The 25,301-nt window shown below is 57.1% G+C and carries 20 protein-coding genes; 14 read left to right on the top strand and 6 right to left on the bottom strand.

The window, feature by feature from the left end:
* Positions 1–81 precede the first annotated feature (81 nt).
* The 4 genes from ppc (at position 82) to HMPREF3143_RS04790 (ending at position 5,499) form a co-directional block, all read left to right on the top strand.
* Entirely contained in the window at positions 82–2,733 is a 2,652-nt protein-coding gene (gene ppc / locus HMPREF3143_RS04805; RefSeq protein WP_070531980.1) for a phosphoenolpyruvate carboxylase, read from the top strand.
* A gap of 94 nt (positions 2,734–2,827) precedes the next feature.
* Positions 2,828–3,592 (top strand): helix-turn-helix transcriptional regulator, encoded by a 765-nt coding sequence (locus HMPREF3143_RS04800; RefSeq protein ID WP_008501792.1) that lies wholly within the window; start codon positions 2,828–2,830, stop codon positions 3,590–3,592.
* Positions 3,593–3,720: 128 nt separating this feature from the next.
* Entirely contained in the window at positions 3,721–4,383 is a 663-nt protein-coding gene (gene fsa / locus HMPREF3143_RS04795; protein WP_070531978.1) for a fructose-6-phosphate aldolase, read from the top strand.
* A 12-nt stretch (positions 4,384–4,395) separates the two neighbouring features.
* Positions 4,396–5,499, top strand: coding sequence for a bifunctional L-1,2-propanediol dehydrogenase/glycerol dehydrogenase (locus HMPREF3143_RS04790; protein ID WP_070531975.1), 1,104 nt, complete (start codon positions 4,396–4,398; stop codon positions 5,497–5,499).
* A gap of 91 nt (positions 5,500–5,590) precedes the next feature.
* On the opposite strand, the gene katG is transcribed toward HMPREF3143_RS04790, so the two are convergent.
* The 4 genes from katG to metB all read right to left on the bottom strand — a co-directional run bounded on the left by katG (position 5,591) and on the right by metB (position 12,628).
* Positions 5,591–7,771, bottom strand: coding sequence for a catalase/peroxidase HPI (gene katG, locus HMPREF3143_RS04785; RefSeq protein WP_070531973.1), 2,181 nt, complete (start codon positions 7,769–7,771; stop codon positions 5,591–5,593).
* A gap of 147 nt (positions 7,772–7,918) precedes the next feature.
* On the bottom strand, positions 7,919–8,806 hold the full coding sequence (gene metF / locus HMPREF3143_RS04780) for a methylenetetrahydrofolate reductase (protein WP_008501796.1): 888 nt from the start codon (positions 8,804–8,806) through the stop codon (positions 7,919–7,921).
* Positions 8,807–9,032: 226 nt separating this feature from the next.
* The gene (locus tag HMPREF3143_RS04775; RefSeq protein WP_070531972.1) at positions 9,033–11,465 is read right to left on the bottom strand and encodes a bifunctional aspartate kinase/homoserine dehydrogenase II; all 2,433 of its coding nucleotides are present in this window, start codon (positions 11,463–11,465) and stop codon (positions 9,033–9,035) included.
* Positions 11,466–11,467: 2 nt separating this feature from the next.
* The gene (metB, locus tag HMPREF3143_RS04770; protein ID WP_045909121.1) at positions 11,468–12,628 is read right to left on the bottom strand and encodes a cystathionine gamma-synthase; all 1,161 of its coding nucleotides are present in this window, start codon (positions 12,626–12,628) and stop codon (positions 11,468–11,470) included.
* A 276-nt stretch (positions 12,629–12,904) separates the two neighbouring features.
* Between metB and metJ the strand changes: the two genes are divergently transcribed.
* Positions 12,905–13,222 carry a met regulon transcriptional regulator MetJ gene (gene metJ, locus HMPREF3143_RS04765; protein WP_003862042.1) on the top strand — a complete coding sequence of 106 codons (318 nt, stop codon included), beginning with the start codon at positions 12,905–12,907 and terminating at the stop codon, positions 13,220–13,222.
* A 48-nt stretch (positions 13,223–13,270) separates the two neighbouring features.
* On the opposite strand, the gene rpmE is transcribed toward metJ, so the two are convergent.
* Positions 13,271–13,483: a 50S ribosomal protein L31 gene (rpmE, locus tag HMPREF3143_RS04760; RefSeq protein ID WP_003862040.1), complete on the bottom strand. Its 213-nt coding sequence runs from the start codon at positions 13,481–13,483 to the stop codon at positions 13,271–13,273.
* A 200-nt stretch (positions 13,484–13,683) separates the two neighbouring features.
* Here rpmE and priA point away from each other — a divergent pair, with 200 nt between their 5' ends.
* The 7 genes from priA (at position 13,684) to rraA (ending at position 21,643) form a co-directional block, all read left to right on the top strand.
* A complete protein-coding gene (gene priA / locus HMPREF3143_RS04755) occupies positions 13,684–15,879 on the top strand; it encodes a primosomal protein N' (protein ID WP_070531969.1) in 2,196 nt (731 codons plus the stop codon).
* Between the two features lie 119 nt (positions 15,880–15,998).
* Complete coding sequence (gene cytR / locus HMPREF3143_RS04750) at positions 15,999–17,024, top strand: DNA-binding transcriptional regulator CytR (protein ID WP_023293597.1); 1,026 nt, start codon at positions 15,999–16,001, stop codon at positions 17,022–17,024.
* A 93-nt stretch (positions 17,025–17,117) separates the two neighbouring features.
* Positions 17,118–18,107, top strand: a complete 990-nt coding sequence (gene ftsN, locus HMPREF3143_RS04745; protein ID WP_032622950.1) for a cell division protein FtsN — start codon at positions 17,118–17,120, stop codon at positions 18,105–18,107.
* A gap of 94 nt (positions 18,108–18,201) precedes the next feature.
* Positions 18,202–18,732, top strand: a complete 531-nt coding sequence (gene hslV, locus HMPREF3143_RS04740; RefSeq protein WP_008501802.1) for an ATP-dependent protease subunit HslV — start codon at positions 18,202–18,204, stop codon at positions 18,730–18,732.
* A gap of 9 nt (positions 18,733–18,741) precedes the next feature.
* On the top strand, positions 18,742–20,076 hold the full coding sequence (gene hslU, locus HMPREF3143_RS04735) for an HslU--HslV peptidase ATPase subunit (RefSeq protein ID WP_008501803.1): 1,335 nt from the start codon (positions 18,742–18,744) through the stop codon (positions 20,074–20,076).
* Positions 20,077–20,144: 68 nt separating this feature from the next.
* On the top strand, positions 20,145–21,065 hold the full coding sequence (gene menA / locus HMPREF3143_RS04730) for a 1,4-dihydroxy-2-naphthoate polyprenyltransferase (RefSeq protein WP_008501804.1): 921 nt from the start codon (positions 20,145–20,147) through the stop codon (positions 21,063–21,065).
* A gap of 92 nt (positions 21,066–21,157) precedes the next feature.
* Positions 21,158–21,643, top strand: a complete 486-nt coding sequence (gene rraA, locus HMPREF3143_RS04725; RefSeq protein ID WP_008501805.1) for a ribonuclease E activity regulator RraA — start codon at positions 21,158–21,160, stop codon at positions 21,641–21,643.
* A gap of 583 nt (positions 21,644–22,226) precedes the next feature.
* Here rraA and zapB read toward each other — a convergent pair.
* Positions 22,227–22,466, bottom strand: a complete 240-nt coding sequence (gene zapB, locus HMPREF3143_RS04720; protein WP_023326318.1) for a septal ring assembly protein ZapB — start codon at positions 22,464–22,466, stop codon at positions 22,227–22,229.
* 410 nt (positions 22,467–22,876) lie between these two features.
* Here zapB and HMPREF3143_RS04715 point away from each other — a divergent pair, with 410 nt between their 5' ends.
* Positions 22,877–23,722 (top strand): MIP/aquaporin family protein, encoded by an 846-nt coding sequence (locus tag HMPREF3143_RS04715; protein ID WP_014885705.1) that lies wholly within the window; start codon positions 22,877–22,879, stop codon positions 23,720–23,722.
* Between the two features lie 21 nt (positions 23,723–23,743).
* Positions 23,744–25,252 carry a glycerol kinase GlpK gene (gene glpK, locus HMPREF3143_RS04710; protein WP_008501808.1) on the top strand — a complete coding sequence of 503 codons (1,509 nt, stop codon included), beginning with the start codon at positions 23,744–23,746 and terminating at the stop codon, positions 25,250–25,252.
* The last annotated feature ends 49 nt before the right edge of the window (positions 25,253–25,301 follow it).

The raw sequence follows: 25,301 nt of genomic DNA, 5'->3' as shown, positions 1-25,301 counted from the left end.
TTTATAAAGGGAGATGACAAAATAATGTCCAGAAGATTTTCGCCTGGGCATAAACAAAAATGATGGGGTGACTGGGTTTTTATGAACGAACAATATTCCGCGTTGCGTAGTAATGTCAGTATGCTCGGCAAAGTGCTTGGAGATACCATCAAAGATGCGTTGGGGGAGAACATCCTCGACCGCGTTGAAACCATCCGCAAGCTGTCTAAATCTTCCCGTGCCGGTAACGAGGCCAGTCGTCAGGAGCTGCTCACCACCTTGCAGAACCTCTCAAACGACGAGCTGCTGCCCGTTGCACGCGCATTCAGCCAGTTCCTGAACCTGGCCAACACCGCTGAGCAATACCACAGCATTTCGCCAAACGGCGAAGCGGCCAGCAACCCGGAAGTCATTGCCCGCACCCTTCGTAAACTGAAAGACCAGCCAGACCTCAACGAAGCCACCATCAAAAAAGCAGTGGAGTCACTTTCGCTGGAGCTGGTACTGACCGCTCACCCAACCGAGATCACCCGTCGCACCCTGATCCACAAAATGGTGGAAGTGAACAACTGCCTGAAGCAGCTGGATAACAAAGACATTGCCGACTATGAACGCAACCAGCTGATGCGCCGCCTGCGCCAGCTGATTGCTCAGTCCTGGCACACCGATGAAATTCGTAAGCATCGCCCAAGTCCGGTCGACGAAGCTAAATGGGGCTTTGCGGTGGTGGAAAACAGCCTGTGGGAAGGGGTACCGAACTACCTGCGCGAGCTGAACGAACAGCTGGAAGCGAACCTGGGCTACCGTCTGCCGGTCGACTTTGTGCCGGTGCGCTTTACCTCCTGGATGGGCGGCGACCGCGACGGCAACCCGAACGTCACCGCAGAAATCACCCGTCACGTCCTGCTGCTGAGCCGCTGGAAAGCGACCGATCTGTTCCTGAAAGATATTCAGGTGCTGATCTCCGAGCTGTCGATGGTGGAAGCGACGCCGGAACTGCGCGCGCTGGCCGGTGAAGAAGGTGCCAGCGAGCCGTACCGTTTCCTGATGAAAAAACTGCGCGGTCAGCTGATGGCCACTCAGGCCTGGCTGGAAGCGCGCCTGAAAGGCCAGCGTCTGCCAAAACCAGAAGGCCTGCTCAGCCAGAACGAACAGCTTTGGGAGCCGCTGTACGCCTGTTATAAATCGCTGCAGGCCTGCGGGATGGGCATCATTGCCAACGGCGAACTGCTCGACACCCTGCGTCGCGTGAAGTGTTTCGGCGTGCCGCTGGTACGTATCGACGTTCGTCAGGAAAGTACCCGTCATACCGAAGCGCTGGGCGAGCTGACCCGTTACCTCGGCATCGGCGACTATGAAAGCTGGTCCGAAGCCGACAAACAGGCGTTCCTGATCCGCGAGCTGAACTCCAAGCGCCCTCTGCTGCCGCGCAACTGGGAGCCAAGCAACGATACCCGCGAAGTGCTCAACACCTGTAAAGCGATCGTGGACGCACCGAAAGGATCGGTCGCCGCCTATGTGATCTCCATGGCGAAAACCCCATCCGACGTGCTGGGCGTTCACCTCCTGCTGAAAGAAGCGGGCATCGACTACGCCCTGCCTGTCGCCCCGCTGTTTGAGACCCTCGATGACCTGAACAACGCCAACGACGTGATGAGCCAGCTGCTGAACATCGACTGGTATCGCGGCTTTATTCAGGGCAAACAGATGGTGATGATCGGCTATTCCGACTCCGCAAAAGATGCGGGCGTAATGGCGGCATCCTGGGCGCAGTATCAGGCGCAGGACGCACTGATCAAAACCTGCGAGAAAGCCGGTATCGAGCTGACGCTGTTCCACGGACGCGGTGGCTCAATTGGCCGTGGCGGCGCGCCTGCTCACGCGGCGCTGCTGTCACAGCCGCCGGGAAGCCTGAAAGGCGGCCTGCGCGTGACCGAGCAGGGCGAGATGATCCGCTTCAAGTACGGCCTGCCGGAAGTGACCATCAGCAGCCTGTCGCTTTATACCAGCGCGATCCTGGAAGCCAACCTGCTGCCACCGCCGGAGCCGAAAGCCTCCTGGTGCAACATCATGGACGAGCTGTCGGCTATCTCCTGCGATCTGTACCGCGGCTACGTGCGTGAAAACAAAGATTTCGTGCCTTACTTCCGTTCAGCCACGCCTGAGCAGGAGCTGGGTAAACTGCCGCTGGGCTCGCGTCCTGCCAAGCGTCGTCCGACCGGCGGCGTTGAATCCCTGCGTGCAATCCCGTGGATCTTTGCCTGGACGCAGAACCGCTTAATGCTGCCCGCCTGGCTGGGTGCCGGTGCCGCACTGCAAAAAGTGGTGGAAGACGGTAAACAGAGCGAGCTGGAAACCATGTGCCGCGACTGGCCGTTCTTCTCTACCCGTCTGGGAATGCTGGAGATGGTCTTCTCGAAAGCCGACCTGTGGCTGGCGGAATACTACGATCAGCGCCTGGTGAAGCCCGAGCTGTGGGCGCTGGGCAAAGAGCTGCGCGAACTGCTGGAAGGCGACATCAAAGTGGTGCTGGACATCGCTAACGACTCACACCTGATGGCGGACCTGCCGTGGATTGCCGAGTCTATCCAGCTGCGTAACATCTACACCGACCCGCTGAACGTCCTGCAGGCAGAGCTGCTGCACCGTTCGCGTCTGGCAGAAGAAGAAGGGAAAGAGCCGGATCCACGCGTTGAACAGGCGCTGATGGTGACGATTGCGGGCGTTGCGGCGGGTATGCGTAACACTGGCTAATGCTTTACGCCCGGCGGCGCTGCGCTTGCACGGGCCTACGATAAGTAGGCCGGGTAAGCGTTAGCGCCACCCGGCAAATTTCGGTAGTCTGCTTATGCATTCCGATATCACCCAGATTTTGACAGACCTGGTGAACCGCACGTTACCGCTGGGTCAGATTCATTTCTCAGCGCTGGCTGAACAGCATCCCCGAACCTCTCCCTGCCTCGGCATTACCCTTGACACACCCTGCGAGGCGATTTTTTCTTTTTTTGGACAAATTACGCATCCTGCGCCTCACGCCCTGAGCATACATTTCGGTAAGCAGCAGCTTACAATCGAGTTACAGCATGACAATGTGCTCTTACAACAACTCCAGGTTGCCCGACGTGGTCCGCGAACGGGGGCTTTTCTTCTGCAAACGCTCACCGAATTACAGATGCAGCCAGAAGAGCAGGACACAGCAAGGCTGGTGGTTTTAAGCCTGCTCAGCCACTGCCGGGATCTGCTTGGAAGCGAAATTCACACCGACAGCCGCAGCCGGGCACTGTTCGAAGCCGTTCGGAGCTATATCGAAGAAAATTATGCCTCTTTGTTAACTCGCGAATCCGTGGCACAGGCGTTCTACATCTCACCAAACTACCTTTCCCATCTATTCCAGAAAGTCGGCAGCGTCGGATTCAATGAATATTTAACAAAAACGCGCCTGGAACATGCGCGTCAGCTGCTGAAAGGCTACGATCTCAAAATTAAAGATATCGCCACACGCTGTGGATTTACGGACAGCAACTACTTTTGCCGTCTCTTTCGCAAGCACACCGAACGTTCCCCTTCCGAATATCGACGCCAGTACCACAGCCAGCTGATCGCCAAAAAGTAGCATTGTGATCGCTCTCTCACTTCGCCAAGGACATTACATTTGTCCAGTATTTGGCAAAATTGACCTGTATTCGCCGCGCCTGGGTGCGCCGTATCCTTTATTCAACCTTTCTGACTTAAGGAAAAATAATGGAACTGTACCTGGATACCGCCAACGTGGCGGAAGTAGAACGCCTGGCGCGCATCTTTCCCATCGCGGGCGTCACCACCAACCCGAGCATCATTGCCGCCAGCCGTGAATCCATCTGGGACGTGCTGCCGCGCCTGCAACAAGCCATCGGGCCGGAAGGCACGCTGTTTGCTCAAACCATGAGCCGCGATGCCGAAGGCATGGTGGCAGAAGCCAAACGTCTGAGTAACGCCATTCCGGGCATTGTGGTGAAAATCCCGGTGACGGCTCAGGGACTTATCGCAATTAAGGCCTTGAAAAAAGAGGGGATAACCACGCTGGGCACCGCCGTTTACAGCGCGGCGCAGGGCTTGCTCGCCGCACTCGCAGGGGCGAAATATGTCGCGCCGTACGTCAACCGCGTCGACGCGCAGGGCGGTGACGGCATTCGCATAGTTCAGGAACTGCAGTCCCTGCTAGAGCTGCACGCGCCGGGCAGTAAAGTACTGGCTGCCAGCTTCAAAACGCCGCGTCAGGCGCTCGACTGCCTGTTGGCAGGATGTGAAGCAATCACGCTTCCCTTAGACGTAGCGCAACACATGCTCGGTACGCCGGCGGTAGAGTCAGCCATAGAGAAGTTCGAGCAGGACTGGAAAAACGCGTTTGGTAACCTCAACCTCTAAGGGAGAACTGTTATGGACCGTATCATTCAATCGCCGGGGAAATATATCCAGGGCGCGGATGTGCTGACCCGTCTCGGCGACTATCTGAAACCCCTGGCAAACCGCTGGCTGGTCGTCGGCGATAAGTTTGTGCTGGGTTTTGCCGAAGAGACCCTGCGCCAGAGTTTTAAAAAAGCCGAACTGCATGCCGAAATTGCGCCGTTTGGCGGCGAATGTTCGCAAAATGAAATCTATCGTCTGAAAAAGCTGGCCGACAGCGCCGACTGCCTGGCAGTACTGGGTATTGGTGGCGGTAAAACGCTGGATACCGCGAAAGCCCTGGCTCACTTTATGGACGTGCCGGTCGCCATTGCGCCGACTATCGCGTCCACCGACGCGCCGTGCAGCGCCCTTTCCGTTATTTACACCGACAGCGGCGAGTTCGATCGCTACCTGATGCTGCCGCACAACCCGAACATGGTCATTGTGGATACGAAAGTGGTTGCAGGTGCGCCTGCACGTCTGCTGGCCGCCGGGATTGGCGACGCGCTGGCGACCTGGTTTGAAGCACGCGCCTGCTCGCGCAGCGGCGCGACCACTATGGCCGGGGGTAAATGCACACAGGCGGCATTAGCGCTCGCCGAGCTGTGCTACAACACGCTGGTTGAAGAGGGTGAAAAAGCGATGCTGGCGGCGGAACAGCATGTGGTGACGCCTGCGCTGGAACGCATTATCGAAGCCAACACCTATCTCAGCGGCGTCGGCTTTGAAAGCGGCGGGCTGGCGGCGGCACACGCTATTCATAACGGTATGACGGCAGTGCCGGACGCGCATCACTTCTATCATGGGGAGAAAGTGGCGTTTGGTACGCTGACGCAGCTGGTGCTGGAAAACGCGCCGGTAGAAGAAATTGAGACCGTCGCGGCGCTTTGCCACAGCGTAGGGCTGCCGATCACCCTGGCACAGCTGAACATCAAAGAGGATATTCCGGCCAAAATGCGTCTGATTGCCGAAGCCTCATGTGCGGAAGGAGAAACGATCCACAACATGCCGGGGGGCGTCACGCCGGATCAGGTGTATGCGGCGCTGCTGGTGGCAGACCAGTATGGACAGCGATTCCTGCAGGAGTGGGAGTAATAAAAAAGCCGGGTGGCGCTGCGCTTACCCGGCCTACATGGCACTTTAATTTGTAGGCCGGGTAAGGCGTAGCCGCCACCCGGCACACTGGCTACTTCACGTCAAACCGATCCAGATCCATGACCTTCGCCCAGGCGGCAACGAAGTCGCGGACAAACTTCTCATGCGCATCATCGCTGGCGTAAACCTCGGCCAGCGCGCGCAGGACGGCGTTAGAGCCGAAGACCAGATCGGCGCGGGTGGCGGTATATTTCACTTCACCGCTGGTGCGATCGCTTCCGGCAAACAGCTCATTGGACTCATCGGTCGCCTTCCACTGCGTGTTCATATCCAGCAGGTTCACGAAGAAATCAGTGCTCAGCACGCCCTCACGGTTGGTGAACACGCCGTTCTTGCTGCCATCAAAGTTGGCACTCAGTACGCGCAGGCCGCCGATCAGCACCGTCAGTTCTGGCGCAGTCAGCGTCAGCTGTTGGGCTTTATCAACCAGCAGAGACTCCGTGGTGGACACATCCACCTGCGCACGGTAGTTGCGGAAGCCATCGGCAATCGGTTCGAGCAGGTTAAACATATCGATATCCGTCTGGTCCTGACGCGCATCCACGCGGCCCGGGGTGAACGGAACGGTGACATACACGCCTGCCGCTTTTGCGGCCTGCTCAACGCCTACCGCGCCCGCCAGCACGATAATATCGGCCAGGGAGGCTTTGTTGGTGGTGCGCTGGATAGCTTCCAGGGCTGGCAGCGCGCGAACCGCCGCAGCGTTCACGTCCCAGTCACGCTGAGGCGCCAGCGCCAGACGCGCGCCGTTGGCACCGCCACGCTTATCGCCGCCGCGGAAGGTCGAGGCTGACGCCCAGGCAACGGAAACCAGTTCGCTCACGGAGAGACCAGAGGCAGCAATTTCCGCCTTCAGGCTTTCAATGTCTTCTTTCGTCGGATTGAACACCGCCTGCGGCAGCGGGTCCTGCCAAATCAGATCTTCTTTCGGCACTTCCGGGCCAAGGTAACGCGATTTTGGCCCCATATCACGGTGGGTCAGCTTGAACCAGGCACGCGCGAAGGCTTCGTTGAAGGCCTGCGGATCGTTCAGGAAGCGGCGGGAAATCTTTTCGAATTCCGGGTCGAAGCGCAGCGTCAGGTCGGTGACCAGCATGGTAGGCTTGCGTTTTTTCGACGGGTCGAACGGATCGGGCATGATTTCCGGCGCATCCACGGCTTCAAACTGAATCGCCCCTGCCGGACTGCGGGTCTGTACCCATTCGTATTTGAACAGGTTCTCGAAGAAGTAGTTGCTCCACTGGGTCGGGGTTTGTGACCAGATGACCTCCAGCCCGGAGGTAATGGCGTCTGCGCCAACCCCCGTGCCGTGCGTGCTGGCCCAGCCCAGGCCCTGTGCTTCAATCGGTGAGGCTTCGGGGTCGGTACCCACGTGGGTGGCTTCACCCGCGCCGTGAGTCTTGCCGAGGGTGTGGCCGCCTGCAATCAGCGCGACGGTCTCTTCATCGTTCATGCCCATGTTGCCGAAGGTCGCACGAATCGCTGCCGCCGCTGACAGCGGTTCACCGCTGGCGTTCGGCCCTTCCGGGTTCACGTAGATCAGGCCCATTTCGGTGGCTGCCAGAGGACGCTTAGCCAGCGCTTCCGGGTCGCGGTGGGTCAGCCAGGCTTTTTCATCACCCCAGTTCACGTCAAGATCCGGTTCCCAGACGTCTTCACGCCCGGCACCAAAACCAAAGGTACGGAAGCCGGAGTTCTCCAGCGCCACGTTACCCGCGAGGATAAACAGGTCGGCCCAGGAGATTTTTTGTCCGTATTTTTTCTTGATAGGCCACAGCAGACGGCGCGCTTTATCCAGGCTTACGTTATCCGGCCAGGAGTTCAGTGGCGCAAAGCGCTGTTGACCGCGTCCTGCCCCACCGCGCCCGTCCACGGAGCGATAGGTACCCGCACCGTGCCACGCCATACGGATAAACAGGCCCGCATAGCTGCCCCAGTCGGCAGGCCACCAAGGTTGAGAGTCGGTTAAAAGTGCTTTGAGGTCGCCTTTAAGGGCAGAGTAATCAAGCTTGCTGAATTCTTTGCGGTAGTCGAAGTCTTCACCCAGCGGGTTCGAACGATTGGAATGTTGGTTAAGAAGATCGATGCGGAGTTGTTTTGGCCACCAGTCGCGGCTGCCTGTACCTGCGCCCGCGCTGTGATCGACGCCGCCCTGATGGAACGGGCATTTGCCGACTGATGCCGCTTTATTGGTCTCGTCTGACGTGCTCATCGCTATGCTCCCTTTTACAGTGTTACCGTTACGATATACACCACTAGCAATAAGTTATAGTTGAATTAATCCACAGATTCGATAGCTGATACCTTTTAACTTTTTACCCTGTTAAAAAGCCCTCTATTTAAGAGGGCTTTTGGTGTTTTACGCGGGGCGAACGCCCAGAGTATGGCAGATGGCATAGCTCATCTCCGCGCGGTTTAGCGTGTAGAAGTGGAAGTCTTTCACCCCTTCACGGCTTAAGATTTTCACCATGTCCATCGCGATATTGGCCCCCACCAGCTTGCGGGTTTCCGGGTCATCATCCAGACCTTCGTACATTTTGGACATCCACAGCGGAATGCGCACGTTGGTCATATCGGCGAATTTCTTCGCCTGTTTGAAGTTAGAGACCGGCAGAATGCCCGGGATAATTTCAACGTCGATGCCCGCGGAGACGCAGCGGTCACGGAAGCGCAGGTAGCTTTCGACATCAAAGAAGAACTGGGTAATGGCGCGGTTGGCACCGGCCTCCACTTTACGCTTGAGGTTAAGCAGATCCGCCTGGGCGCTTTTCGCTTCCGGGTGAACCTCAGGGTAAGCAGCCACGGAGATATCGAAATCTGCCACCTCTTTCAGCAGCCCAACCAGGTCGGCCGCATACATCTCTGGCTTGCCGCTGCCGGGCGGGAGGTCGCCGCGCAGTGCGACAATATGACGGATGCCGTTATTCCAGTAATCCTGGGCGATGGCACGCAGCTCGTCGCGGGTAGCGTCGATACAGGTGAGGTGCGGCGCCGCTTCCAGACCGGTACGATCTTTGATGCCTTTAATGATGCTGTGCGTACGGTCACGCTCGCCAGAGTTCGCACCGTAGGTCACGGAGACAAACTTTGGTTTCAGGCTGCTGAGACGATCGATAGAGCTCCACAGGGTTTGCTCCATTTCACTGGTGCGCGGCGGGAAAAATTCAAAAGAGACGTTAATCTGACCGTTTACTTCGGCCAGGCTCTGGTTCAGTGCTTCCCGCTGGTTGGCGTGAAAAAAGCTCATACCCTACCCCTATCAATCGCGTGTCATTGTCTGTTGTGTTGTGAACTTCTATACGTTTAGACGTCCAGATGTAAAAATGACGGAAAAGCGGAGGGACGTCAATAGAAATAATCAACAATAACGGTGAGGTTTGCTCAGGGAAGATGAGGGAAATTCATGATGGGGGTGAGCGCGGTCCGATGCCCTCACCCTAACCCTCTCCCACAGGGAGAGGGAAATTCAGTTTTTACAGCAGCTTAGCCAGACGGTTGATGTCGGACTGGATCGCCCCTGCGGTGACGTCGCGCCCGGCGCCCGGGCCGCGGATCACCAGCGGGTTATCGCGGTACCAGAGGCTTTCGATGGCGAAGACGTTATCGCACGGCAACAGCGCCGCCAGCGGATGTTCAGGACGCACCGCCTCGACACCGACGCGCGCTTTTCCGTTGGCCTCAAAACGTGCCACGTAGCGCAGCACCAGCCCCATCTCGTTCGCCGCTTCCAGACGCTGCACCATCTGCTCGTTAAGCTCTTCACCATTTTCAAAGAAATGATCCACAGAACCCTCCTCACAGCCGGCAGGCACCAGCGACTCGACGCGGACGGAATCCGGCTCGATGTCATAACCTGCTTCACGCGCCAGGATCACCAGCTTGCGCATCACGTCTTTACCGGAGAGGTCAACGCGCGGATCGGGTTCCGTTAAGCCCTGCTGCCACGCCTGATCCACCAGGTCGGTGAACGGTACGGTGCCGTCGAACTGCAGGAACAGCCAGGAGAGCGTACCGGAGAAGATACCGCTCAGCGCCAGAATGCTGTCACCGCTTTCAATCAGGTCGCGCACGGTGTGGTTTACCGGCAGGCCCGCGCCCACGGTGGCGTTATACAGCCAGTGACGGCCGGTTTTTTCAAACGCGTCGTGGATCTGGCGGTATTTATCGGTGCTGCTTGCCCCCGCCAGTTTGTTCGCACTGATGACGTGGAAACCGTGGCTGGCGAAATCAAGATACTGATCGGCAAGCTGTTCGCTGGCGGTAACGTCCAGCACCACCAGATCGTCGTACGGGTGCGCGCGCATCCACAGGAACAGCGACTCTTCATCCTGCTCGACGGCTTCATCATTAAAGAAGGCAAGCGCGCGGCTGGCATCCAGCCCTTCGTAGTTCAGCAGGCTGCGGCGGCTGTCCACCACGCCTGCGAGAATGAATTCGAACCCGGTACGCGCCGAGAGCGTGACCTGTTCGCGGGCGAACAGCTCCAGCCAGCGGGAACCGATGTTGCCTTTACCAAACAGCACCAGGCCGATGCGTTTTTCCGCGCGGAACAGAGAGGTATGCAGACCCTGAATCAGGCTTTCGGTTGGCCCTTTGCGCAGAACGGCAACCAGGCTGATGCCCTCTTCCGACTGCCAGGTGAACTCCACCGGCTGGCCTTTCAGCTGCTGCCAGAAGCGGTGGCAGTGCAGCGGGTTACGGGTGACGCCCGCGCCCACCATCGCCACCAGCGCCAGCCCCTGACGCAGGCGAAGCTCGCCCGGCAGGCCCGCTTCATCCAGAATTTTCAGCGCGCTGTCCGCCACTTCTGCGGTATAGCAGAACTGCAGCAGCTGGCGGTCATTATGCACACCCACGGCCAGCGGGCGCACCTGGGCGCGTTTCAGGATCGTGTCGATCTCTTTATGTGCCAGCCTGAAGTCCTGGCCCGCAGGAACCTGGAACTCAATCAGGCAGATGTCGTCGTGGCTGGTAACAATACGCGCCCCGGTACCAGAGGCCAGCACGCGCTCAATGCGCGTGGAGCCTTGATCCGGGGTGTAGCTGCAGCGCAGCTGCAGGTCGATATCGCTACCGGAAACCGGCTGCAGCGTACGGGCGTGCAGCACCGGTGCCGCCAGACGCGCCAGCTCGCTGGCTTCATCCAGGCGCAGCAGCGGCAGCAGGCAGGCATCTTTTACTTTGCGCGGGTCCGCGCTATAAACACCGGCCACGTCGCTCCAGATGGTGACGCGGGACACGCCCGCCAGAGCACCGATTTGCGTCGCCGAGTAGTCGGAGCCGTTACGGCCCAGCAGCACGGTTTCACCCGCGTTGCTGCGGCTGATAAAGCCGGTAACCACAATGCGTTTACCGGGATGTTGCACCAGCAGCTGTTGCAGCAGTGGGTAGGACAACCCTTCATCCACCTGCGGCTGCGCGGCGCGTTCGGCACGCAGGAAATCACGCGCGTCGAGCCAGGCGGCGTCCACGCCCAGGTGTTGCAGAACCGCAGCCATCAGGCGCGCAGACCACACTTCACCGTGGCCAACCACTTCGGCATACACCGCATCGGTAATGCCGCTGTCCAGCAGAGCGGCCAGACGCTCAAGATCGTGCGTGAAGGCGCTGATCAGCCCGTCCGCCACGTCAGAAGGCAGCAGGCCGGCAATCAATTCGCTCTGATAGCGACGTAATGATTGTTGCACCTGATGCGCAGAAAGGCGATCGGTCTGGCTCAGTTTCAGCCAGCTAATCAACTGGTTGGTGGTGCTGCCCGCCGCCGAGACAACCATCATGTCACCCGGCTGTGAATATTCCGTCATGATCCCTGCGACACGCAGGTAACATTTCACATCAGCAAGACTACTACCACCAAACTTATGCAGTTGACGACCCTTCGCCCCTGCCTGCGCTATCACACTCATGATTACCCCTTGGCTGCGATCCGGAAGCCATTTTCCAGATCGGCAATTAAATCTTCAGAATCTTCAATACCGGTTGAGATCCGCAGCAGCGTCTCAGAAATCCCGGCGGCGGCACGTGCTTCGGGTGCCATACCTGCGTGCGTCATGGTCGCGGCGTGGGAGATCAAGCTTTCAACCCCACCTAAGGATTCCGCCAGCGTAAACAATGACAGCCCGCTCAGGAAGCGACGCAGCGTTTGCTCGTCACCGTCCAGTTCAAAACTTAACATCGCGCCAAACCCTTTCTGCTGGCGCGCGGCAATCTCGTGCCCCTGGTTTTCCGGCAGCGACGGGTGGTACAGCTTCTTCACCAGCGGCTGGGTTTTCAGGAAGTCGACAATCGCCTGAGCATTACGCTGCGCCACGTCCATGCGCGGCGACAGCGTACGGATGCCGCGCAACAGCAGGTAGCTGTCGAAGGCGCCTGCGGTGACGCCAATATTATTGGCCCACCATGCCAGTTCGGTGACAACGTCAGGATCTTTGGCAATCACCACACCTGCCACCACGTCAGAATGGCCGTTCAGATATTTAGTGCATGAATGCAACACCAGATCGGCACCCAGTGCGAGTGGGTTCTGAAGGGCCGGACTGAGGAACGTATTATCCACTACACTTATCGCTCCCGCATCCCTTGCGAGCTGACAAATTTTCGCAATATCGACAACGCGCAACAATGGATTGCTTGGACTTTCCACCAGAACCAGCTTCGGTTTCTCTGCCAGCGCCTGTTTCAGCGCCTGTTCGTCGTTTTGATCGACAAACAGCACGCGATAGCAGCCGCGCTTTGCCAGGCTGTCAAACAGACGATAGCTGCCGCCGTAACAGTCGTGCGGCGCAACCAGCAGATCGCCAGGCTTCAGGAACACCGTGGTCACCAGATGAATGGCAGACATGCCGGTATTGGTTAATACTGCCCCTGCGCCACCTTCCAGTTCGGCCAGCGCACGCTGGGTCACGTCACGCGTAGGGTTGCCACGACGCGAGTAGTCATGCGCGCGGGGTTCATTAAATCCGGTGAAGTTGTAAGTACTGGAAAGATGAATGGGCGGGACAACGCAGCCGTACTGCTCGTCATCATTTAATCCGCTACGCACTGCGATAGTGGCCTGTTTACGCGTCATGGTGAGGGCTTCCTGGCGAATGAGGTGAAAAGTCAGGCACCAGAGTAAACATTGAAAGTATGGACGTCAATACATCTGGACATCTAAACTTCTTTGCGTATAGATTGAGCAATGCGCAAATAGCCGTTAAAATTATATGCTTTAGTGCACGCTGCAGCGGCAATATCCGTGCCACGGTATCGTCTCTACGGTAAACTAGGCAAGATTGCGGTTCAAAACGGGTGGTTACCGGTTTTGCACCTTTAGATAAATGACTGAGAGGATTAAAGGTATCTCATGGCTGAATGGAGCGGCGAATATATCAGCCCATACGCTGAGCACGGTAAGAAGAGTGAGCAAGTAAAGAAAATTACGGTTTCCATTCCTCTGAAGGTGTTGAAGATCCTCACCGATGAACGTACGCGTCGTCAGGTGAACAACCTGCGCCACGCAACCAACAGCGAACTGCTGTGCGAAGCGTTTCTGCATGCGTTTACCGGTCAACCGTTGCCGAACGATGACGATCTGCGCAAAGAGCGTAGTGACGAAATCCCGGAAGAGGCGAAGGTGATCATGCGTGAACTGGGTATTGACCCGGAGACGTGGGAATACTGAGAAGCGGATACAAAAAAGGCACCTTGCGGTGCCTTTTTTTCGGGAAACTTATTTAGCGCCCGGGATGCTGAAACGCTTGTTGAAGCGGTCAACACGGCCACCGGTTGCAACATCACGCTGCTTACCAGTGTAGAACGGGTGGCATTTGCCGCACACGTCCAGGTTCAGATCGTGACCCACGGTAGAGCGGATCTGGATAGAGTTACCGCAAGAACAGTTTGCAGTAATCATTTCGTATTTCGGGTGAATATCTTTTTTCATGGGAGAACCTCAGTTAAGGCCGCGTCGCTCTTCCAGCCCTAACGCCAGACACCACGCGATGTTGATTGTAAGTTCTTTGGCGTAAAGTACACCAAAGGCGGCGAATCATACAGAATTTGACCAACGTATGCAAACTGATCCGCACGCCGCTTTTACTAATGTGTATACTAACGCGCCACTTTTCAAGTCAGGAAGATTCGATGCCCGTCGCTCACGTTGCCCTGCCCGTTCCGCTTCCCCGCACCTTTGACTATCTGCTGCCCGACAGCATGAGCGCCAAAGCGGGCTGTCGCGTGACCGTGCCGTTTGGCAAACAGCAGCGCGTGGGGATCGTCGTCTCCGTCAGCGATAAGAGCGAACTGCCGCTTAACGAACTGAAATCGGTCGTTGAGGTGCTGGACAGCGAGCCCGTCTACTCCACCAGCACCTGGCGACTGCTGCTGTGGGCGGCGGATTATTATCATCACCCCATCGGCGACGTCCTGTTCCACGCCCTGCCAATTATGCTGCGTCAGGGCAAGAGCGCCAGCCATGCGCCGATGTGGTACTGGTTTGCCACGGAGGAAGGCCAGGCCGTCGACATCAACAGCCTGAAGCGCTCGCAGAAACAGCAGCAGGCGCTGGCGGCGCTGCGTCAGGGGAAAATCTGGCGGCATCAGGTCGACGAGCTTGAGGTCAGCGAAACGGCGCTACAGGCATTAAGAAAAAAAGGGCTGAGCGACCTGGCAAGCGAGGCGCCTGCCCTTAACGACTGGCGGGAGAGTTTCTCCGTTTCAGGGGATCGCCTGCGTCTGAATACCGAGCAGGCCACCGCGGTAGGCGCAATTCATAGCGCCTCCGATCGTTTCTCTGCCTGGCTGCTGGCTGGGGTCACCGGTTCCGGCAAGACCGAAGTTTACCTGAGCGTGCTGGAAAACGTGCTCGCGCAGGGGAAACAGGCGCTGGTGATGGTGCCGGAAATTGGCCTGACGCCGCAAACCATCGCCCGATTCCGCGAACGCTTTAACGCGCCGGTTGAGGTGCTGCACTCAGGCCTGAATGACAGCGAGCGACTCAGCGCCTGGCTGAAAGCGAAAAACGGCGAAGCGGCGATTGTGATCGGCACCCGCTCGTCGCTGTTCACGCCGTTTAAAAATCTTGGCGTTATCGTGATCGACGAAGAGCACGACAGCTCCTATAAACAGCAGGAAAGCTGGCGCTATCACGCCCGCGATCTGGCCGTCTACCGCGCGCACAGCGAGCAAATTCCCATTGTTCTGGGATCCGCCACGCCTGCGCTCGAAACGCTGCACAACGTGCGCCAGCGTAAATACCACATGCTGCGCCTGACGCGTCGCGCGGGGAATGCCCGTCCGGCCATTCAGCACGTGCTGGATTTGAAAGGTCAGCAGGTCCAGGCGGGGCTAGCGCCCGCGCTTATTACCCGCATGCGCCAGCATTTGCAGGCGGGGAATCAGGTCATTCTGTTCCTCAACCGTCGCGGATTTGCACCTGCCCTGCTGTGCCACGACTGCGGCTGGATTGCCGAATGCCCGCGCTGCGATCACTACTACACCTTCCATCAGGCCCAGCGTCATCTGCGCTGCCACCACTGCGACAGCCAGCGTCCGGTGCCGCGCCAGTGCCCGTCGTGTGGCTCAACGCATATTGTGCCGGTCGGTCTGGGGACGGAACAGCTGGAGCAGGCGCTTGGGCCCTTTTTCCCGGACGTGCCGATTTCGCGTATCGACCGGGACACCACCAGCCGCAAAGGCGCACTCGAACAGCAGCTGGCGGAAGTGCATCGCGGTGGCGCGCGCATCCTGATTGGCACCCAGATGCTGGCCAAAGGCCACCACTTCCCGGACGTGACGCTGGTCGCCCTGCTGGACGTGGACGGCGCGCTGTTCTCGGCAGATTTTCGTTCAGCCGAGCGCTTCGCCCAGCTTTACACCCAGGTTGCCGGACGTGCAGGACGCGCCGGTAAACAGGGCGAAGTGGTGTTGCAAACGCACCACCCGGAGCACCCGCTGCTGCAAACCTTGCTGCACAAAGGCTATGACGCCTTTGCCGAGCAGGCGCTGGCCGAACGCCAGACCATGCAGCTACCGCCGTGGACCAGCCACGTCATCATCCGCGCGGAAGATCATAACAACCAGCAGGCGCCACTTTTCCTGCAGCAGCTGAGAAACCTCCTGCAGGCCAGCCCGCTGGTGGATAGTCAGCTGTGGATTTTGGGCCCGGTGCCTGCCCTCGCGCCAAAACGCGGCGGCCGTTTCCGCTGGCAAATTTTGCTCCAGCACCCCTCGCGCATTCGTCTTCAGCATATCGTCAGCGGCACGCTGGTGCTGATTAACACCCTGCCCGAAGCGCGAAAAGTGAAGTGGGTGCTGGACGTCGACCCTATCGAAGGCTGAAGCTGGATCGAAAAATTTAACGCTCCTCACACTTTTTATGAAAATTCTGTAACCGATTCCATTAACTATCTGTAAAAATGGTGATGTCAGAAGTTCGGTGTTCAGGCGAGGAGAAGACGTTGAAGTCCAGGAAAGAGGTTGCGGCTGCGACCATGAAAGACGTTGCCCAGAAAGCACAGGTCTCTACGGCAACAGTATCCCGCGCATTAATGAACCCGGATAAAGTCTCCCAGGCGACCCGTAACCGGGTGGAGCAGGCTGCGCTTGAAGTGGGCTATTTTCCGCAGGCAATGGGACGTAACGTCAAACGCAACGAGTCGCGCACCATCCTGGTGATTGTGCCGGACATCTGTGACCCTTTCTTTAGCGAGATTATCCGCGGCATAGAAGTCACTGCGGCGGAACAGGGGTACCTGGTGCTGATTGGCGACTGCGCCCATCAGAACCAACAGGAAAAAACCTTCATCGACCTCATTATCACCAAGCAGATCGACGGCATGCTGCTGCTTGGCTCTCGCCTGCCGTTTGATGCCAGCATCGAAGAGCAGCGTAATTTACCGCCGATGGTGATGGCCAACGAGTTTGCGCCGGAGCTGGAGCTGCCGACGGTCCATATTGATAACCTTACCGCCGCGTTCAACGCCGTAAACTATCTCCAGGAGCTGGGGCATAAGCGTATTGGCTGCATCGCCGGACCGGAAGAGATGCCGCTGTGTCACTACCGTTTACAGGGTTACGTTCAGGCGCTGCGCCGTACCGGCGTGACCGTCGATCCGCACTACATTGCGCGCGGTGATTTTACCTTCGCAGCCGGTGGACAGGCGCTGGAGAAACTTCTGGACCTGCCTGAGCCGCCAACCGCCGTATTTTGCCACAGCGACGTGATGGCGCTGGGCGCATTATCGTATGCCAAACGCCGCGGTCTTCGCATACCGAAAGATTTATCCATCATCGGATTCGATAATATTTCGCTTTCGGAATTTTGCGATCCGCCGCTCTCAACGGTCGCTCAGCCGCGCTACCAAATCGGCCGCGAAGCGATGCTGCTTCTGCTGGATCAGCTTCACGGTCAAACAGTTAGCAGCGGCTCACGGTTGCTGGACTGCGAACTGATCGTCCGCGGCACGACCCAGGCATTGACTTAAAGTAAACGTCTTTCGGATACCCTTATCTGGTCAAAGCCCCGCCGCTTAAGTAACATGGCGGACTGACGAACGAATAAATACAGCGAAACGATAGTGGCACAACGAGATTATGTACGTCGCGGCCAGCCGGCACCTTCGCGACGCAAAAAGAGTAGCTCAAGAAAAAAGCAACGTAACCTGCCTGCTGTCTCGCCAGCAATGGTCGCTATTGCTGCGGCTGTAGTCGTCGCCTTTATTGGTGGCCTGTACTTTATCACGCACCATAAAAAAGAAGAGTCTGAGGCGCTTCAGGCCAGTAAAGTCGCCGGAAATGGCCTCCCTCCGAAGCCTGAAGAGCGCTGGCGCTATATCAAAGAGCTGGAAAGCCGTCAGCCTGGGGTACGTGCGCCAACGGAACCTTCTGCGGGTGGTGAAGTACAGAATGCGAATCAGCTGACGGATGAACAGCGTCAACTGCTGGCACAAATGCAGGCCGATATGCGCCAGCAGCCTACGCAGCTGAACGAAGTGCCGTGGAATGAGCAAACGCCGGAACAGCGTCAGCAAACGCTGCAGCGTCGCCAGGCACAACAGCAGATTCAGCAGCAACAGCAGTGGGCGCAAACCCAGCCGGTACAGCAGCCTAAGGCACAGCCGCGGGTAACGGAACAGCCGTATCAGCAGCCAACGCGTACGGTGCAGTCTCAGCCTGTCCAGCAGCAGCCTAAAGCGCAGCAGCAGAAGCAGGCGGCTCAGCCGTATCAGGATCTGCTCCAGACGCCAGCGCATACCACTGCGCAGCAGCCGAAAACGCAGCAGGCCGCGCCGGTCACGAAAGAGACCGAAGCGCCGAAGCAGACGGCGGAGAAAAAAGACGAACGTCGCTGGATGGTACAGTGCGGTTCGTTCAAAGGTGCGGAGCAGGCGGAAACGGTGCGCGCGCAGCTGGCCTTTGAAGGGTTTGATTCGCGTATTACCACCAATAACGGCTGGAATCGCGTGGTGATTGGTCCGGTCAAAGGCAAAGAAAATGCCGATGGCACCCTTTCTCGTTTGAAAATCGCCGGTCACACAAACTGCATTCGACTCGCCTCCGGGGGTTGAAACCCCCAAAATCCCCCCCATCTATCATTTAATTCAGCCCTGGGCACAGGCTCAGGGCTTCTGTTTCCCGATTCTGTAACCAGGGGGTCTGCTCGTGACAACAATAGTAAGTGTACGCCGTAACGGCCATGTGGTAATCGCCGGTGATGGCCAGGCCACGCTGGGTAATACCGTCATGAAAGGCAACGTGAAGAAAGTGCGTCGTCTCTACAACGACAAAGTGATCGCCGGCTTTGCAGGCGGCACGGCAGATGCCTTCACGCTGTTTGAACTGTTTGAACGTAAACTGGAAATGCACCAGGGTCATCTGGTGAAAGCCGCCGTTGAGCTGGCGAAAGACTGGCGTACCGACCGCATGCTGCGCAAGCTCGAAGCGCTGCTGGCGGTCGCCGATGAAACCGCTTCGCTGATCATCACCGGTAACGGTGACGTAATTCAGCCGGAAAATGACCTGATTGCCATCGGCTCTGGCGGCCCTTATGCCCAGGCTGCTGCCCGCGCACTGTTGGAAAATACCGACATGAACGCGCGTGATATCGCGGTGAAGGCGTTGGATATTGCAGGTGATATCTGCATCTATACCAACCACAACCACACCATCGAAGAATTGACCTCCAAAGCGTAAGGATCTCCCATGTCTGAAATGACCCCACGCGAAATTGTCAGCGAACTGAACAAACATATTATCGGCCAGGATAACGCCAAGCGTTCCGTGGCTATCGCCCTGCGTAACCGCTGGCGTCGTATGCAGCTTGACGAAGAGCTGCGCCACGAAGTGACGCCGAAAAACATTCTGATGATCGGCCCGACCGGCGTCGGTAAAACCGAAATCGCCCGTCGTCTGGCGAAGCTGGCTAACGCACCGTTCATCAAAGTTGAAGCCACCAAGTTCACCGAAGTGGGCTATGTGGGTAAAGAAGTGGACTCCATCATCCGCGATCTGACCGACTCGGCGATCAAAATGGTGCGCGTCCAGGCCATTGAGAAAAACCGCTATCGCGCGGAAGAGATGGCCGAAGAGCGCATTCTCGACGTGCTGATCCCACCGGCAAAAAACAACTGGGGTCAGGCTGAACAGCAGGCGGAACCGTCCGCTGCGCGTCAGGCGTTCCGCAAAAAACTGCGTGAAGGCCAGCTGGATGATAAAGAGATTGAGATCGATCTCGCTGCCGCGCCAATGGGTGTGGAAATCATGGCACCTCCGGGCATGGAAGAGATGACCAGCCAGCTGCAGTCCATGTTCCAGAACCTGGGCGGTCAGAAGCAAAAAACGCGTAAGCTGAAAATCAAAGACGCGATGAAGCTGCTAATTGAAGAAGAAGCGGCGAAGCTGGTGAATCCGGAAGAGCTGAAGCAGGACGCTATCGACGCGGTTGAGCAGCACGGTATCGTGTTTATCGACGAAATCGACAAAATTTGTAAGCGCGGCGGCAACAGCTCCGGCCCGGACGTGTCCCGCGAAGGCGTTCAGCGCGACCTGCTGCCGCTGGTAGAAGGCTGCACGGTCTCCACCAAGCACGGCATGGTGAAAACGGACCACATCCTGTTTATCGCATCAGGTGCCTTCCAGGTTGCCAGCCCGTCGGATCTGATCCCGGAACTGCAGGGCCGTCTGCCTATCCGCGTTGAGCTGCAGGCGCTGACGACCGAAGACTTCGAACGTATCCTGACCGAGCCAAACGCCTCTGCAACCGTTCAGTACAAAGCGCTGATGGCGACCGAAGGCGTGAACCTCGAGTTCACCGAAGACGGTATCAAACGTATTGCCCAGGCCGCATGGCAGGTGAACGAAACCACCGAAAACATCGGTGCGCGTCGTCTGCATACCGTGCTGGAACGCCTGGTGGAAGATATCTCTTACGACGCGAGCGATCTGAACGGTCAAACCGTTACCATTGACGCAGAATATGTGAGTAAACATCTGGATGCGTTAGTGGCAGATGAAGATCTGAGCCGTTTTATCCTATAATCGCGGTTACTGGATTCTCATCACGTTTAATGGGGGCTAATGCCCCCATTTTTATTGGCTAAATACTTATGACTGACATCAGCCGTACTCAGGCGTGGCTCGAAAGTCTGCGCCCTAAAACACTCCCTCTGGCCTTTGCCGCGATTATCGTCGGTACGGCGCTTGCCTGGTGGCAGGGTTATTTCGATCCGCTGGTTGCCGCGCTGGCATTGATTACCGCCGGCCTGCTGCAAATTCTCTCCAACCTCGCCAACGACTATGGCGACGCGGTGAAAGGCAGCGACAAACCTGACCGTATCGGGCCGCTGCGTGGGATGCAAAAAGGGGTGATTACCCAGGCGCAGATGAAACGCGCGCTGATTATCACCGTGGTGCTGATCTGTTTATCGGGTCTGGCGCTGGTGACAGTGGCGTCTAAGACCCCCAGCGATTTTATTGGCTTCCTGGTGCTGGGTTTATTGGCCATTATCGCAGCCATCACCTACACCGTCGGCACGCGTCCTTACGGCTACATTGGGCTCGGGGATATCTCCGTACTGGTGTTCTTCGGCTGGCTGAGCGTGATGGGAAGCTGGTACTTACAGGCGCATACGGTGATCCCAGCGCTGTTCCTGCCTGCGACCGCCTGCGGTCTGCTGGCGACCGCGGTGCTCAACATCAACAACCTGCGCGATATCGACAGCGACCGGGAGAACGGCAAAAACACCCTGGCGGTCCGTCTGGGGCCGGTGAATGCGCGTCGCTACCATGCCTGCCTGCTCATGGGTGCCCTGGTCTGCCTGGCGCTGTTTAACCTGATTTCCCTGCACAGTCTGTGGGGCTGGCTGTTTGTGCTTGCCGCGCCGTTGCTGATTAAGCAGGCCCGTTTTGTGATGCGTGAACGTAGCCCGGCCGCCATGCCGCCGATGCTGGAACGCACGGTAAAAGGCGCGCTGCTGACTAACCTGTTGTTCGTCATCGGGATTGTCTTAAGCCAGACGCTCAGTTAGCTGACAAATATCAATTAACAATTGATGATTTTGCCAACAACGCATTTCGCACGATATACTGAACACATTCGCAGCAACTGAGCGTTAAACCTATGAAATACGATACCTCCGAGCTTTGTGACATCTACCAGGAAGATGTCAACGTCGTTGAACCGCTGTTCTCCAACTTTGGTGGGCGGTCGTCGTTTGGCGGACAGATCGTCACGGTGAAATGTTTCGAGGATAACGGGTTGTTGTACGATCTGCTCGAACAGAACGGCCGTGGCCGCGTACTGGTGGTCGATGGCGGTGGTTCCGTACGCCGCGCATTGATTGATGCTGAGCTGGCCGGTATTGCCGCACAAAACGAGTGGGAAGGCATTGTGGTGTACGGTTCCGTGCGTCAGGTGGACGATCTGGAAGACCTGGATATCGGGATTCAGGCCATCGCAGCCATACCGGTAGGGGCGGCAGGTGACGGCATCGGCGAAAGCGACGTGCGCGTCAATTTCGGCGGCGTGACCTTCTTCTCCGGCGACCATCTCTACGCCGATAATACCGGCATTATCCTTTCCGAAGATCCGCTGGATATCGAGTAATAAAACCGTAAGCGTGGACCATAAAAAAACCGCCAGCAGCAATGTGGCGGTTTTTTGTCCCTCGGGATTCGCGGTCCGTTGGGGAGTTTTGCAACCTTTAACCAGGATTTTTATCTTACCCTGGTTCAAATCTCAGGTAACCCCATCGACCCTTTATAAATTCCTAATTAACTATTAAAACCTTAACTACGCTGCTGCTGCTCATTATGATGCATCGTCCCTTTCCGCCATCTCGCACATGGGCATCGGTCCAGGGAAAGGTGTCTTCACAACCGTATAGCAACCTTTAACCGGGCTTGTGTCCACCGACTTATCACCGGTGGTGAACGGTGGAGCGGTTAGCTGCAGGGACCGCATAATGAAACGCTATTTATGTATCGCGTTCATTGTCGCCAGCGTACTCGTTGTAAAGAGTGATGAACCGAATGTGTTCGTTGCTTTTACTATGATAGCGCAGGACAAGTAGCGTTAAGGCCGCCTTTGGCGGCCTTTTTTATGGTTGGGTGTCAGTCAGCGAGAACCATAAAAAAAGCCGGGTGGCGGCATCGCCTTACCCGGCCTGTTCAGTTCATCCCAGTGGGAATCAGACTTCTTCCATACGTCCCAGCAGCGCCTGCAGGCGATCCTGCCAGCCGTTCTGCTGTTCGCGCAGCTGGTTGTTTTCGCGCTCCAGTTCTTCGCGGCTGTGCTGCGCGTTCTGTACTTCCTGCGCCAGGCTGCTGTTCTTCTCTTTCAGCTCTTCAATTTCCATCTGCAGCAGGGTGATGGTGTCAATCGCCTGCTGTACTTTCGATTCCAGTTTCTCAAACACTTCTAAAGACATGATGCTACCTCTCCTGAATTGCAAGGCGACGCTTTAACATAAACGCGCACGACATATACCGTCGATTGTATGGAGCGCGGCGCTCTGTGTCCAGCGACACACCGCGCAGATCGCGGTTTGCAACACTTTTAGGTCTGGTCCTGGTGCGTTCGCGTCATATACCCCTAAATTGTTAACTGATTCGTTAATGAAATGATTCAGCTCACATTCCTGTACTGATCCTGTACTGCTGCAAAAATGTGCTTTATGGCGCGAAAACGCTCATTTTATTGACGCAGACCACACATTTCGATTTCGATATTTCTCGTTTTTGCTCGTTAACGATAAATTAACACTATGTCTACAGGGCATCGTGGCTGTCACGGGCGGCCATGCTAACAATAAACATCAATTTCTTCAGGATTCCGATTATGAGTCAGACATCAACCTTAAAAGGCCAGTGCATTGCCGAGTTCCTTGGTACCGGGTTGTTGATATTCTTCGGAGTGGGCTGTGTCGCTGCACTGAAAGTGGCGGGTGCCAGTTTTGGTCAGTGGGAAATCAGTATCATCTGGGGTCTGGGCGTGGCGATGGCCATCTACCTGACTGCAGGGGTGTCTGGTGCACATCTTAACCCGGCGGTGACTATCGCACTGTGGCTGTTCGCGTGCTTCGACGGACGCAAAGTAGTTCCTTTCATTCTTTCTCAGTTTGCCGGCGCGTTTTGCGCAGCGGCGTTAGTTTACGGGCTTTATTACAATCTTTTCATCGACTTCGAACAGACGCATCATATGGTGCGCGGCAGCGTCGAAAGTCTGGATCTGGCAGGCATCTTCTCAACCTATCCAAACCCGCATATCAATTTTGTGCAGGCGTTCGCAGTTGAAATGGTGATTACCGCTATTCTGATGGGCGTTATCCTGGCGCTGACCGACGACGGAAACGGCATTCCGCGCGGCCCGCTGGCCCCACTGCTGATTGGCCTGCTGATTGCGGTGATTGGTGCCTCCATGGGCCCGCTGACCGGCTTCGCGATGAACCCGGCGCGTGATATCGGACCTAAAGCGTTCGCCTTTATCGCAGGCTGGGGCGACGTCGCCTTCACCGGTGGCAAAGACATTCCTTACTTCCTGGTACCGCTGTTTGCGCCAGTTGTCGGGGCTGCGCTGGGTGCGTTCAGCTACCGCAAATTAATTGGTCGCCATTTACCGTGCGACACCTGTGTGGAAGAGGAGAAGGAAACGACTTCTACCGCACAACAAAAAGCTTCGCTGTAATCTGACTACGGGACACATACCATGACCGAAAAAAAATATATCGTTGCGCTCGACCAGGGCACTACCAGCTCCCGCGCTGTCGTAATGGATCATGACGCGAACATCGTCAGCGTGTCACAGCGCGAATTTGAGCAAATTTATCCTCGTCCAGGCTGGGTCGAACACGACCCAATGGAGATCTGGGCGTCACAAAGCTCCACGCTGGTCGAAGTGCTGGCAAAAGCCGATATCAGTTCCGACGAGATTGCCGCGATTGGTATCACTAACCAGCGTGAAACGACGATTGTCTGGGAACGTGAAACCGGTAAGCCTATTTACAACGCCATCGTCTGGCAGTGCCGCCGTACCTCTGAGATCTGCGAGCAGCTGAAGCGCGACGGCATGGAAGAGTACGTGCGCAGCGCCACCGGTCTGGTGGTTGACCCGTATTTCTCCGGCACAAAAGTGAAGTGGATCCTCGACCACGTGGAAGGTTCACGCGAGCGTGCAAAACGCGGCGAGCTGCTGTTCGGCACCGTCGACACCTGGCTTATCTGGAAGATGACCCAGGGACGCGTCCACGTCACCGACTACACCAACGCCTCGCGTACCATGCTGTTCAACATCAACACCCTGGAGTGGGATGACAAGATGCTGGACGCGCTGGATATCCCACGCGCGATGCTGCCTGACGTGCGCAAGTCTTCTGAGGTTTACGGCCAGACCAACATCGGCGGTAAAGGCGGCACCCGTATTCCTATCGCCGGTATTGCCGGTGACCAGCAGGCGGCGCTGTTCGGCCAGCTGTGCGTCAAAGAAGGGATGGCGAAGAACACCTACGGCACCGGCTGCTTTATGCTGATGAACACCGGCGAGAAAGCGGTGAAATCAGAAAACGGCCTGCTGACCACCATCGCCTGTGGACCACGCGGCGAAGTGAACTATGCCCTGGAAGGCGCGGTGTTCATGGCCGGTGCGTCTATCCAGTGGCTGCGCGACGAGATGAAGCTGATCAGCGATGCGTTCGACTCCGAGTACTTCGCGACCAAAGTGAAAGACACCAACGGCGTGTACGTGGTGCCTGCATTCACCGGTCTGGGCGCGCCGTACTGGGATCCGTATGCACGCGGCGCAATTTTTGGCCTGACGCGTGGCGTTAACTCTAACCACATTATTCGCGCCACCCTGGAATCCATCGCCTACCAGACGCGCGACGTGCTGGAAGCGATGCAGGCGGACTCCGGCATTCGTCTGCACGCCCTGCGCGTGGACGGCGGTGCGGTAGCGAATAACTTCCTGATGCAGTTCCAGTCCGACATTCTGGGCACCCGCGTTGAGCGTCCTGAAGTGCGTGAAGTCACGGCGCTGGGCGCGGCATACCTTGCCGGTCTGGCGGTAGGCTTCTGGCAGAACCTGGACGAGCTGCAGGAAAAAGCGGTGATCGAACGCGAATTCCGCCCTGGCATCGAAACCACCGAGCGTAACTTCCGCTACAGCGGCTGGAAGAAAGCGGTGAAACGCGCCCTGGCGTGGGAAGAGCACGAAGAGTAATCATATATTCCCTCTCCCCTGGGGAGAGGGTCAGGGCGAGGGGACCGCA

The sequence above is a fragment of the Enterobacter sp. HMSC16D10 genome (assembly GCF_001807145.1).
Taxonomy (GTDB): Bacteria; Pseudomonadota; Gammaproteobacteria; order Enterobacterales; family Enterobacteriaceae; genus Enterobacter; species Enterobacter roggenkampii.
The sequence above is the reverse complement of the archived record's forward strand: the minus strand, read 5'-3'. Positions and strand labels throughout refer to the sequence as shown.

Coding starts and splice junctions, on each gene's coding strand:
- ppc (WP_070531980.1), top strand. CDS start 82: ATGAACGAACAATATTCCGCGTTGCGTAGTAATGTCAGTATGCTCGGC.
- HMPREF3143_RS04800 (WP_008501792.1), top strand. CDS start 2,828: ATGCATTCCGATATCACCCAGATTTTGACAGACCTGGTGAACCGCACG.
- fsa (WP_070531978.1), top strand. CDS start 3,721: ATGGAACTGTACCTGGATACCGCCAACGTGGCGGAAGTAGAACGCCTG.
- HMPREF3143_RS04790 (WP_070531975.1), top strand. CDS start 4,396: ATGGACCGTATCATTCAATCGCCGGGGAAATATATCCAGGGCGCGGAT.
- katG (WP_070531973.1), bottom strand. CDS start 7,771: ATGAGCACGTCAGACGAGACCAATAAAGCGGCATCAGTCGGCAAATGC.
- metF (WP_008501796.1), bottom strand. CDS start 8,806: ATGAGCTTTTTTCACGCCAACCAGCGGGAAGCACTGAACCAGAGCCTG.
- HMPREF3143_RS04775 (WP_070531972.1), bottom strand. CDS start 11,465: ATGAGTGTGATAGCGCAGGCAGGGGCGAAGGGTCGTCAACTGCATAAG.
- metB (WP_045909121.1), bottom strand. CDS start 12,628: ATGACGCGTAAACAGGCCACTATCGCAGTGCGTAGCGGATTAAATGAT.
- metJ (WP_003862042.1), top strand. CDS start 12,905: ATGGCTGAATGGAGCGGCGAATATATCAGCCCATACGCTGAGCACGGT.
- rpmE (WP_003862040.1), bottom strand. CDS start 13,483: ATGAAAAAAGATATTCACCCGAAATACGAAATGATTACTGCAAACTGT.
- priA (WP_070531969.1), top strand. CDS start 13,684: ATGCCCGTCGCTCACGTTGCCCTGCCCGTTCCGCTTCCCCGCACCTTT.
- hslU (WP_008501803.1), top strand. CDS start 18,742: ATGTCTGAAATGACCCCACGCGAAATTGTCAGCGAACTGAACAAACAT.
- menA (WP_008501804.1), top strand. CDS start 20,145: ATGACTGACATCAGCCGTACTCAGGCGTGGCTCGAAAGTCTGCGCCCT.
- rraA (WP_008501805.1), top strand. CDS start 21,158: ATGAAATACGATACCTCCGAGCTTTGTGACATCTACCAGGAAGATGTC.
- zapB (WP_023326318.1), bottom strand. CDS start 22,466: ATGTCTTTAGAAGTGTTTGAGAAACTGGAATCGAAAGTACAGCAGGCG.
- HMPREF3143_RS04715 (WP_014885705.1), top strand. CDS start 22,877: ATGAGTCAGACATCAACCTTAAAAGGCCAGTGCATTGCCGAGTTCCTT.
- glpK (WP_008501808.1), top strand. CDS start 23,744: ATGACCGAAAAAAAATATATCGTTGCGCTCGACCAGGGCACTACCAGC.